This is a genomic window from Vibrio sp. MED222 (assembly GCF_000153005.1).
Classification (GTDB): Bacteria; Pseudomonadota; Gammaproteobacteria; order Enterobacterales; family Vibrionaceae; genus Vibrio; species Vibrio tasmaniensis_A.
The window spans coordinates 602,113-613,833 of record NZ_CH902606.1; the positions used below are offsets into that span (position 1 = coordinate 602,113).

Consider the following 11,721-nt stretch of genomic DNA (forward strand, 5'->3'; position numbering starts at 1 on the left):
TCTGCTCGTTGTAGGCTAACCAGAATTAGCTAACGAACAACCACACACCAACGCCCATCATTAACGTACCTGCAATGCGGTTCATCAACTTAACGTTATCGGCTTTACCAAGCATATGTTTTAGGCTCTTACCACCTGTCGCATACAAGGTCATGCAGACAAACTCAGACACCAGAATAATAGACACTAAAATCAACAACTGCGGTGCTAAGTCTTTATTACTGTTAATAAAAGGAGGCAGTAACGAAATCATGAATGCCCAACCTTTCGGATTCGCAATCGCTGTCACGAAGCCTTGCACCACCAAATCCCAATCATTACTGACTTTTGTTGTTTGGTTGTCAGTACTAATCGCCAATTTGCCTCTTGAGCGCCACATCTGGACGCCTAAATAGAACAAATAAGCTGCACCAACAAATTTGAAACCCGTAAATAACCAAGGGTAATTCAACATGATAGATGCAATACCCAATACCGCAGCAATAGAAACCACCGCAACACCAGCCAATTCACCGATCATCATCCATAATGTACGCTTGTATCCAACACTCATTCCTAGCGTCAAAGCCAAGGTCATACACATACCGGGCGTAATTGACACAAAGAAAAATGTGGGAATAAAAGCCCAAAGTAGTGCGCTATCCATATTATTACCTTATCGACTTATTTTTATTTAAGTGTTTAGCTTGTTGAGCTGTCTTTCTAAGGAGCTACCTTATATTTAGCGACACAACGAAAAAGAGCCACAATACAGTGGCTCTTTTCCATTACCAACCGTAATTTTACTTACGACGGTTTTTAATTCGCTTCATCATAGTCAAACGACGTTCAGCGCTTGCTTGATCTTGAGGTTCTTCGTTCGCGTTGTTCTTACGACCCTGACGGTTTTTGTACGCCGATTTAGTGTTCAGCTTCTCGATGTAAGCATCACGTTTCTTCGGTTCATAACCCGGTTGTTCAACACGACGAATACGTTGTTGAATCAGTGTTTCAACTTGAACAACAGTCAACTCTTCTTCGCGGTTAACGAAAGAAATCGCATGACCTTGTTTACCAGCGCGACCTGTACGGCCAATACGGTGAACGTAATCTTCCGCTAGGAAAGGCATGTCGTAGTTAATTACATGTGGTAAGTCTTCGATATCAAGACCACGAGCTGCAACGTCGGTTGCTACCATCACACGTGCTCTGCCTTCTTTGAAGTCATCTAATGCGCGACGACGAGCGCTTTGTGCTTTATCACCGTGACAAAGTACCGCTTTAATGCCGTCTAATTTAAGCTCTTTAACGACGTCATTCGCTGTTTCTTTGTAGTTCACGAACACAAGCACTTGGCGCCAGTTTTTACGGCCAATCAGCTCAGAAAGCAGTTCTGTTTTACGCTCTTGATCCACAGGGTAAACCACGTGACCAACAGTAGAAGCCGTTGAGTTTTCGCGCTCAACACTAATACGTTTTGGTTTACGTAGAATATCAACAGACAGTTGGTTTAACTGAGTAGAAGTCGTTGCCGAGAACATCATGATTTGCGGCGATGTTTCTACATCCAACATGATCTTACGAACGGCATTGATAAAGCCCATATCAAGGATACGGTCAGCTTCATCGAATACTAGAAACTCTAGGTTTGCGATAGACACGTTACCCGCTTCTAAGTGTTCTTCCAAACGGCCAGGTGTTGCAACCAAAATATCCACACCCAGTTCTAATTGACGAACTTGTGAAGACATTTTGTTACCACCGTAAACCGCTGAAACGCTTAGTTCAGTGTATTTAACGTAGTCTTTAATGTTTTGAGCGATCTGCGCAGCGAGCTCTCGAGTTGGAGCAAGAATAAGGCCGCGAGCCGTTCCTCTAGACGCCTTTTTACCGCTGTTCAAAAGGTGCTGAATAACAGGCAATGAAAATGCCGCTGTTTTACCCGTACCGGTTTGAGCAGTAGCAAAAATATCATGGCCTTTACGAGCCATTGGAATCGCCTTTTGTTGAATTGGAGTGAGTTTTTCATAACCACACTCAGTCAACGCTTTGACTAATTCAGGAGCAAAACCTTGAGAGGAAAATGACATTGTTACGGGTTCCTTAAGCAGACAGCCTACATTCTTATTTCAGCCGAGCACTATAAAGTAATTAGAGTGATTTATCTCACATTTATCGTGATATAACGCAAACTTTCTCATTTAATCTGGTGTTTACCCCACCTTCAACGAAGTAAACACCGAGATCATCAGTTCAAACAGTAAAAATAGCGCTATTTGATACCACACAGCTTGAGTAGAATCTGCTCGAGATCGCCCCACGGCATGAGCTGCGAGTCGATCACTTCTAATCGAGATTCAAAGCCATCAAGCGTAATTTCGTTCACAGACACGACTTGATTCGCCACATTTAATGCGTAGCAACCTTGGTCGGTGTTCACGACGGCTTTTACACGTTCAGCGGTTAGATCCGACAACATAGAGAATAGCGCATCGAAGTCGAACTTATGCTCTGCGCCAAACAACCAACCGCAACTGAAATAGCCCTGTCCTTTATTCTCTTTACGGATGAACGCTTCACCGGGAGGAAGTTGGAATTGAGGCTCTTGTTCAGCGTGATCGTGATGATGTGCTTCAATATGAGAGGAAGCACTGCCGTATACTCTTTCAATGTCCAACACTTCCAATGGCACTTCACCATCGTGAATTAGCTTATGGAAGACTTTTGCTGGCGTTTGATCCGTCACCCAATCGTTAAACACATCAATGTCTTCAGAATGAACAAGGTCAACCTTAGTACCAAGAATCACATCTGCACTATTTAGTTGATCATTAAAATTCTGATTCAAGGTGTACTTTTCATTAGAAAGATTTCGAGGGTCAACCAAACCAAGCGTCGCTTTTAAATCAACATAAGGCGTGTACTGATCGGAAGTCAGTGTCGCAATCACTTGTTTAGGGTGACCAAGCCCTGTCGGCTCAATCAATAAACGGTCCGGTTTTTGGCGCAGTAAGGCATTAATACCTACCGACATAGGCACACCTGCAGTACAACACATGCAGCCACCCGGTACTTCTTTAATTAAAGCACCTTGGTCTGTCATTAATGCGCCATCAATGCCGATTTCGCCAAACTCATTAACCAGGACAGCCCAGTTTTCATTCTCAGGTTTATTTTTGAGCAGGTTCAAAATAGCTGTCGTTTTGCCAACACCCAAGAAACCCGTAATTATGTTTGTAGGAACTTTTTTGGTCATATCAGTTCTCCTTTTTTTAGGAGTATATACACAATCACGGAGAAATTGACCCCAATCGCTTGTTTATACGGAGAATGATTTAAGCCAGAAGTTGTATGAGTGTCACTAGAAAGGGGGGAACTATGAAAAAGGAATGCTCCAGACGAACTAAAGGCGTACTTACTCAGTACGCCTCACCCTCGTTACTCAATCGTGAGTTCGCGAATCAGGAAGCCTTAAATATCGACCTGAACATTTAACGAGGAACTAAAACTTTATTCTGAATCCATCCAAATTGTGTGTAAAACCTCACTTCTCCTTGCGGTTCGTTATGTTGCTTTACGATTTAACTATGGTTCATTTTTGGGGATATTCAAGCCGCCACCGGAGAATCGATCAAAATTGTGACGGCGATTCAACTATTGCCTATAGATTCCATTTATGTAACACGTATATTCCATAAATGAAATTCAACTTTGCATCTTTGCTGCTATAGGATATGCAGAGGACGCGTATAATTTATTGCAGTCCCGCCTCAACCCATTCAGGAGCCTTATCTCAATGACCAGAAGAGAGAAAATTAAGCAGTCCCTACTCGCCAAAATGCCAAGGGATGCTATTAATCAATTTCTCTCAAGAGATAAAACACCCGCTTCCGTTCTCTTTCTTTCTTGTATTGTAGGTGTACTTGCTGGCGTGGTGGGTACCTATTTCGAAGTCGCTGTTCATTTCATCACCGAAACTCGTACCGATTGGCTTAAAGATGAAATCGGTAGCTATTTACCTCTTTGGCTCGCCGCTTTCCTTATTAGTGCTGCATTTGCCTTTATTGGTTACTTCCTTGTTCACCGTTTCGCTCCAGAGGCTGCAGGCTCAGGCATCCCTGAAATTGAAGGGGCGATGGACGGTATGCGCCCTGTTCGATGGTGGAGAGTATTGCCAGTAAAATTCTTTGGCGGTATGGGCGCATTAGGTTCTGGTATGGTTTTAGGCCGTGAAGGACCAACCGTTCAAATGGGCGGCAGTATTGGCCGCATGGTCACCGATATCTTTCGAGTCAAAGATGACGACGCCCGACATTCACTATTGGCTTCGGGTGCCGCAGGTGGTTTGGCCGCGGCATTCAACGCACCACTCGCCGGAATCATGTTTGTAGTCGAGGAGATGAGACCACAGTTTCGCTACTCACTCATTTCAATCAAAGCCGTCATCATCTCGGCGGTTTCAGCCAATATTGTATTTCGTTCGATCAATGGCCAATCTGCCGTTATCACAATGCCTCAATACCAACCGCCTGAACTCGATGCTCTGTGGTTATTCTTGTTGTTAGGCGTATTGTTCGGCCTGTTTGGTGTAATTTTCAATAAGCTGATTACACTTTCGCAAGACCTGTTTGTTGCAATACACAAGAATGATCGTAAACGCTACTTAATGACAGGCTCCCTGTTGGGCGGTTGCTTTGGCTTATTGCTGCTCTATATACCAGAGTTGACTGGCGGTGGTATTGGTATCATCCCAAATATCACTAATGGCAACTACAGCGCAAACGTGCTGCTGTTAATCTTCTTAGGGCGCGTGCTGACCACGCTACTTTGTTTCGGCTCTGGTGCACCGGGTGGTATCTTTGCACCAATGCTTGCTCTAGGAACACTCTTTGGTTACGCGTTTGGGCTTATCGCAGCTGCATTCTTCCCTGAACTGAACATAGAGCCGGGTATGTTTGCGATTGCCGGCATGGGCGCCTTATTTGCCGCCACCGTGCGAGCACCTATCACAGGCATACTGTTGGTTATTGAAATGACCAATAACTACTACCTCATCTTGCCGTTGATCATCACCTGCTTAGGCGCGGTAATCATTGCTCAGATGTTAGGTGGACAGCCAATTTACAGTCAGCTGCTTAACCGTACGCTGAAAAACGAGAAGCTAAGACAACAAGACCTCCCTCAGCAAGAGGAAGTACGTTAACGACATTGAGAACGGTAGCTCAAATGTGGGACTTAAACGTAACTCGTTAAGTTCCACTAATACAGTCAAGTTCCACTGATACATGAGCAAACCAAGCTCGGTATTTATAAATCACTCAAAAAATAAAGCACACTTTCCTCGTGCTTAATGTCCCGATTTCGTATCAAAGTCAAAAAAGCAAACGTTAAACTTGCTATCATCCACTCAAAATTATTTGAGTGTCCTTAACATCTATTGAGGACACAGCTGAGCGCTCACTCTAGAGCAAAAATTCTATAATTGACTCATATTATATAAACAGCTCACATTCTATATAACTCATATTCTATAAATAACTAGTTGGAGAAAGGCGTTGAACTGGAGAAGGTTAACCCAAGTAAAAAATGTGCCGCCATCTCAGGCGTCTTTGGCACTTGGCGTTATTGGACTAGGACAAGCTTGGGCATTATATCTGCCAGGGGTTGGTGAGATCATTCGTCCTTACCTTGCTGCGTTTGGCGCACTGTTATTGCTGCCCGTTTTACTTCGTTATCTCACAAGTTTTGATACTTTTATCAATGACATTCGTCACCCGCTTAGTGGAAGCTTGATGGCACCAATGAGCATGGCGTTATTGATTCTATGCGACTATTTAGCCGAAATCTCTCCAGTCATTGCTTACCCAGTTTGGTTCTGCGCGTTGTTATTGCATTTTACCATGATGGTGTTGTTCTTTAGTTTCCAGATCCTCAATTTCAAAATGTCGAACATTGTGCCGAGTTGGTTCCTGTATCCCGTGGGGTTAATCAGCAGTTCCTTAGCAGGTACACAGTTTGGACACACCGTTTTTTCAGAGACACTGGCGGCCACTTGTATCGGTATCTATTTCCTAATGCTGCCAGTGGTGTTGTACCGCTTGGTATTCGAAGGAAACCTGCCACGTCGAGCAAGACCAACACTCGCAATCATGGCGGCTCCGGTTAACTTATCTTTAGCCGCTTACTTGGTGAACTTCGACAACCCAGATCCGATTCTGACAGGAGCATTGGCTGGCATTGCTATCACCATGACTCTATTGATTTACTTATGTTACATCCGTCTAATGCGTCTTAAGTTCCAACCTTCGATTGCAGCCGTCACCTTCCCGTCCGTGATCAGCGCCATTGCGATGCACCGCTTAACCACATTTTTCGGTGCTGAATACCCACAATGGTATTGGCTGCATAAATTCGGCTTCTTTGAATTAACCATCGCGACCATCCTAGTGATTTGGGTGGCAGGCGGTTATGTGAAAATGTACTGGCCTGAGTTTTTTGATTCTGATTACATGTCCAAAAAGGTTAAGCGTTCTTAAAACGAACACCAGAAGATCTTACCCTGATCACCCCCTACTCCAATCTCCAATTGTCTCTCGCTGGACAAACCAAACGAAAAAAGGCCTCACAATGTGAGGCCTTTGAATAGGCAAGGTGTCAATAGTTCAGGCGAGTGTTAATAGAACTAGCGATAGCTATTAGAAATTAGCGTGAGGGCCAAAGACTTCGTAGTGTACGCGAGAACGATCTACTTTGAGTGCGTCTAACTGCTCTACGATGTTTTTCATGAAACCAACAGGGCCACAGATATAGAAATCACTCTCTTCAAAGCCTTTAGTATCGGAGATAGACGCTAGATCCATTTGACCTTCATGTGTGTTCTCACACGCAGACTCGCCTTTGTTCATGTACCACGTTTTCGCTTCCCAACCTTTATCGGCAACAATATCTTTAACGCGAGTCGTGAAAGAGTGTTGACCTACGTTTTCACAAGCGTGAAGGTACAGTACAGGTTCGTTTTTCTGCTGGTTGTTTAAGAACTCAAGCATTGATTGCATTGGTGTTACACCCACACCTGCAGAGATAAGCGTTACTGGCTTGCTACGCTCTTGATACATGAAGTCACCCGCTGGGGCATATAGGTTAACTTCATCACCGACAGCAACAGTATCGTGCATGTGATTAGATACTACGCCTTGAGTTTCTTGACCTTGGCCTTCACGTTTCACAGAAATTCGGTACTGCTTGCCGTTTGGCTTGTCTGATAGTGAGTATTGACGGATCTCGCTGTACTGAGCACCTTCAGGTTTCACTTCGATACCAATATATTGTCCTGGCGTATAATCCAGAACGTCACCGCCATCTTTTGGTTGTAGGATGAAGCTTGTTACTAATGCTGATTCTTCAATTTTATCTGCAATTACGAATGCACGTGCAGCTTCCCAACCACCAACAGCTTGCTTGCGCTGTAGGTAAAGTTCAGCTTCACGGTCGATGAATACTTGCGCTAAGAATAGGTAAGCCGCAGTCCACGCTTCTTCTACTTCTGGGGTGAATGCATCAGCAGCTAATTCACGCAGTGTTTCAATTAGGTGAAGACCAACGATTTGGTAATGGTCTGGTTGAATATTAAAGCTTGTGTGTTTCTGTGCAATACGCTCAACCGCTGAGGTTAACGCTGCTAGATTTTCGATGTTCTTTGCATAAGCTGCGATAGCTTCAAACAGTGCGACACCTTGGCGACCTGTTCTTTGATGAGTCATATTGAAGATATCTTTCAATTCAGGGTTATGCGTGAACATGCGTTGATAGAAGTGTTGAGTTAAAGCAGGGCCTGCGCTTTCTAAAAGAGGAATCGTCGATTTGATGATGTTGATATGTAGATTGTTTAGCATTGATTTACTCCGAACACTTAGTCTTTTGACCTTTCATGTCAAATTGACTAATTTTATTTAAAGATGACTTTATATTAATTCTTTCTCAATGAGCTCTTTGGCTACTATTTTTATGAGAATTACGTGGACTGATAAATTCGCATTAATTGATTCAAATCAATGATAGGTCAGTTATTCAGTCATATAGACAACACGCAATGGACACACTGCACAAACGGTGCCAACATGCGAAAGCTTGTTGTGCCTAGCATTCCTTCAAAAACCCTCTTCAAACTTTAGTCAAAAAGACCTTTTTTTTATGTCATAAAGACTCTACCATGTATAAAAATACAAACAGTATGAGCCCTTTATGCAAGATATCTCAGCATCCACTCTCATGGAAATGACCATTGGTTTAGCCAGCGGTGTGAACGATCAAGACCGTTTCAATCGCTTAATCGATGCCATTCGCAAAACCATAACGTGTGATTGTGTCGCACTTTTAAGCCTTCAAGGCGACACGCTAGTACCCATCGCAATGCAAGGGCTCAGTCGAGATACATTCGGTCGCCGCTTTATTATTTCAGAACATCCACGTTTTGATGCGATTTGTGCATCGCGTTCTCCAGTTCGTTTTGATGCGGATAGCTCATTGCCTGATCCTTTCGATGGCTTACTGATCGACCACGACGGCGATTTGCCTATGCATGCCTGTATGGGTTTGCCTCTTCTTTTTGGTGACAAATTGTTAGGGGTACTAACCCTCGACAGCCTAAAACCTGATGTCTTCGCGAATATTCCTGCTCGGAACCTAGAAGTTCTCGCTGCTATTGCTGCCTCTACGATGCAAATGGCGATGACTTTCTCGCAACTTGAACATCAAGCAAAACAGTCAAAGCAATTACTGGAAGAGCTGAATGTTGAAGCGTGGGAACGTGACGGCGGCGAATTGATTGGTAATAGTGACACCATGGTCGCGCTTAAAAACGATATCGCGGTTGTCGCACCCTCTGAATTTAATATTCTGATTCATGGTGATACAGGTGTTGGTAAAGAGCTCGTTGCTCGAACCCTGCATCACCAATCGCAGCGTAAACGTAACCCACTCGTCTATGTCAACTGTGCAGCTATTCCTGAGAACTTGGTAGAGAGTGAACTATTTGGTCACGTTCGTGGCGCGTTTACTGGTGCAGACAAAAACCGCTTAGGTAAGTTTGCTCTAGCCGATGGCGGCACGCTATTCTTAGATGAAATTGGTGAATTGCCTTTAGCAGCACAAAGTAAGCTATTGCGTGCACTGCAAAACAACGAAATCCAACCTGTAGGCCAAGACAACATTCAAACTATTGATGTTCGTGTTTTAGCTGCAACCAACCGAGACTTAAAGCAAGAAGTTGAAGACGGTCGATTCAGAGCCGATTTATACCACCGATTGAGTGTGTACCCTATCGCAGTGCCAGCTCTGAAAGACCGAGGTGACGACATCAGCTTGCTAGCAGGCTTCTTCCTAGAACAGGCACGTCGTAAACTTGGTATCAACCAAGTTAAATTCCGCTCTGATGTACTGGTATTTTTAAACCGTTACGGTTGGCCAGGTAACGTACGTGAGCTTGAGCACGTGATTAGCCGTTCAGCACTAAAAGCATTAGCTCGTAGCACCAACAAAAACCTCGTGACAATCACTAAAGAAGATTGTGGCCCACTCGACCAAGATCAGCCTATAGCGACGACACAGGTAAAAAACACACCTTTATCAACACCAACGATCGACCTATCTGCAGGTTTACGTGGCGCTACCGATGATTTTCAACGCAGCATCATCACTGAGGTGTTGGAAGATGCCAACTTTAACTGGGCGCAAGCAGGGCGAGTTCTGAAAACAGACCGAGCAAACCTGACTCGCCTGTCCAAACGTTTAGGGCTAAATGTGGCGAAGTCTCACACGATCGAACGGACAAAATAGATATTAGCGGTTTGTTGCGAGCATCTGACAAAACTTGTGTATATAATGCTGCAAATTGTAACGCTAATTTTAAATATGTAGAGAGAGTTATGAAGTTTATCCGTTGGTTTTTAGGTCGCGTCATCTTGCTGTTGAATTTTGTTTTCAGCCCACGCGGTGTGAAGCGTTCTCAAGAAGAACAAAGCAAAGTGAACGAACAGGCAAAAACGCACACGTTGTACCAATTCGAAGCATGTCCATTTTGTGTAAAAGTACGACGCTCGATGAAACGTCAGTCTGTTCAGTTTGAACTTCGTGATGCAAAAAACAACGAACAACACCGTACAGAGCTTGAAGCTGGCGGCGGTCGTGTGAAAGTGCCTTGTCTACGTATCGAGAAAGACGGTAAAACTGAGTGGATGTACGAATCTTCGGATATCGTATCTTACTTAGAAAAACAGTTCGCATAAGCGGAAAAAGCAACACAAGCTAAATACAAAAAATCCCTCTTCATGAGGGATTTTTTTATGTCTGTAATCGATACGCTCTTTCGATTCAAAGAATCAAGCTTCTCGCATCTATTTCGCCACAATCAGCATCAACTCTACACGGCGGTTACAGGCTTTACCTTGTGCTGAAGCGTTGTTACACGCGGGAACGTACTCACCGAAACCGCGGGTGTAAATAGCACGACTCGAAACATAGTTACTTTCTAAGCGAGCTTTCACTTCTTTTGCGCGCTGTTCAGAGAGCGGATCATTAACACGATCACTGCCTGTATTATCCGTGTGTCCTTCAATGACGACATCAATGTCTTGGCGTCGAGAAAGATAGCTGCCTAACGTGTCCAACCAATTGTTGTAAGCGGGTTCAGGAGATGTCGAACCTGTTTTAAAGTTCACATGCTGTACAAGCTTTACCATCACATGGTTGCCAGGTAAAACTTCAAAATCGATACGGTTTTGTCTTAAAAAGACTTCCAGTGGATCATTGGTCGAAACACCACGTCCGTAGTTAGTGGTAATAGTTCCTTGCTGATGAGTGGTTTGAACCACACCCCATTCAGGGTACATAATGTCATAATCAGTTTTCGGTGCAGTTTGTAACATATCCTCACCGAATAACCCTGTTGGTAACGTAGTTTCGCACCCAGCCAAAGCTATGCTTAACATTATCGCTAAATATCTCATTACTTCACCAACCACTTATGCAGATAAACCATTCACTAATGTCTATATCGGCACTGAGAGAAAAACTTTAGACAAAAACTTTATACGAAAAGAAAGCACGTCCAAAAAAAGTGTTTTTGATCACAGTTAATCGTCAACTCGCCTGTCATCGCCCGCCCGTTCCAACTGTTTGCATTTATTTACCTTATAATTGTTTTCCAATTCGTACTAAATAGTTAGAATCTCACGACTTCTCAACGCTAGAGCAAACATTATGTTTAAACCATTTACTAAATTCATCACAGCACTTGCTGCCGTACTGATTATCGCGGGTTGTAGTGAAACAGACGAGCCACAGAAAGGCGTTCAATACGAAGCGCTGCCTACTGCTCTAACTGAATTTAACCTGTCTCCGATCACTGAAATCTTCTCTCTAAATTGTGGTCACTGCCGTCAAATGGAAAGTGCAATTCCAGAGATCGAATCTCTAACAGACCAAACTATTGGCAAGATGCACGTTACGTTCAATGAAAGTGCTCAAATCAGCGCAATGATCTACTACACAGCAGTAATGCAACTTGATGCGACCCCTGACCACGCGTTCATGGACGACCTATTTGGTGCGGTTCAAATGGGTGCAGATGCGACTCCTGAACAACGTCAACAAGCTCTAGAGACTGCGTTCACTTCTCGTGGTCTGGTTAGCCCATACCAACTGAACAAAGAACAGCAAGTCGCTCTATTTGACTACGTAAAGAAA

At 43.8% G+C, this 11,721-nt stretch carries 10 protein-coding genes; 5 read left to right on the forward strand and 5 right to left on the reverse strand.

The window, feature by feature from the left end:
* Window positions 1-25: 25 nt before the first annotated feature.
* From MED222_RS18865 to MED222_RS18855, 3 genes are all read right to left on the reverse strand, one after another.
* Window positions 26-646 carry a LysE family translocator gene (locus tag MED222_RS18865; RefSeq protein ID WP_004731394.1) on the reverse strand — a complete coding sequence of 207 codons (621 nt, stop codon included), beginning with the start codon at window positions 644-646 and terminating at the stop codon, window positions 26-28.
* Window positions 647-782: 136 nt separating this feature from the next.
* The gene (locus tag MED222_RS18860; protein WP_004731392.1) at window positions 783-2,069 is read right to left on the reverse strand and encodes a DEAD/DEAH box helicase; all 1,287 of its coding nucleotides are present in this window, start codon (window positions 2,067-2,069) and stop codon (window positions 783-785) included.
* A gap of 182 nt (window positions 2,070-2,251) precedes the next feature.
* Window positions 2,252-3,235 (reverse strand): CobW family GTP-binding protein, encoded by a 984-nt coding sequence (locus MED222_RS18855; RefSeq protein ID WP_009845481.1) that lies wholly within the window; start codon window positions 3,233-3,235, stop codon window positions 2,252-2,254.
* Between the two features lie 540 nt (window positions 3,236-3,775).
* On the opposite strand from MED222_RS18855, the gene clcA reads away from it, so the two are divergent.
* Entirely contained in the window at window positions 3,776-5,182 is a 1,407-nt protein-coding gene (clcA, locus tag MED222_RS18850; protein ID WP_029225590.1) for a H(+)/Cl(-) exchange transporter ClcA, read from the forward strand.
* 385 nt (window positions 5,183-5,567) lie between these two features.
* Complete coding sequence (locus MED222_RS18845; RefSeq protein WP_009845483.1) at window positions 5,568-6,515, forward strand: TDT family transporter; 948 nt, start codon at window positions 5,568-5,570, stop codon at window positions 6,513-6,515.
* A gap of 159 nt (window positions 6,516-6,674) precedes the next feature.
* Here MED222_RS18845 and hmpA read toward each other — a convergent pair whose 3' ends face one another.
* Window positions 6,675-7,871, reverse strand: a complete 1,197-nt coding sequence (gene hmpA, locus MED222_RS18840) for an NO-inducible flavohemoprotein (RefSeq protein ID WP_009845484.1) — start codon at window positions 7,869-7,871, stop codon at window positions 6,675-6,677.
* A gap of 349 nt (window positions 7,872-8,220) precedes the next feature.
* Here hmpA and norR point away from each other — a divergent pair, with 349 nt between their 5' ends.
* Together norR and MED222_RS18830 are read left to right on the forward strand one after the other, a co-directional pair.
* The gene (norR, locus tag MED222_RS18835) at window positions 8,221-9,813 is read left to right on the forward strand and encodes a nitric oxide reductase transcriptional regulator NorR (protein ID WP_009845485.1); all 1,593 of its coding nucleotides are present in this window, start codon (window positions 8,221-8,223) and stop codon (window positions 9,811-9,813) included.
* A gap of 89 nt (window positions 9,814-9,902) precedes the next feature.
* On the forward strand, window positions 9,903-10,262 hold the full coding sequence (locus MED222_RS18830) for a glutaredoxin family protein (protein ID WP_009845486.1): 360 nt from the start codon (window positions 9,903-9,905) through the stop codon (window positions 10,260-10,262).
* 108 nt (window positions 10,263-10,370) lie between these two features.
* Here the strand turns inward: MED222_RS18830 and MED222_RS18825 are convergent, their stop codons facing one another.
* Entirely contained in the window at window positions 10,371-10,964 is a 594-nt protein-coding gene (locus MED222_RS18825; protein ID WP_009845487.1) for an OmpA family protein, read from the reverse strand.
* Window positions 10,965-11,235: 271 nt separating this feature from the next.
* On the opposite strand from MED222_RS18825, the gene MED222_RS18820 reads away from it, so the two are divergent.
* On the forward strand, window positions 11,236-11,721 hold a 486-nt coding region (locus tag MED222_RS18820; RefSeq protein WP_009845488.1), incomplete at its 3' end, for a disulfide oxidoreductase.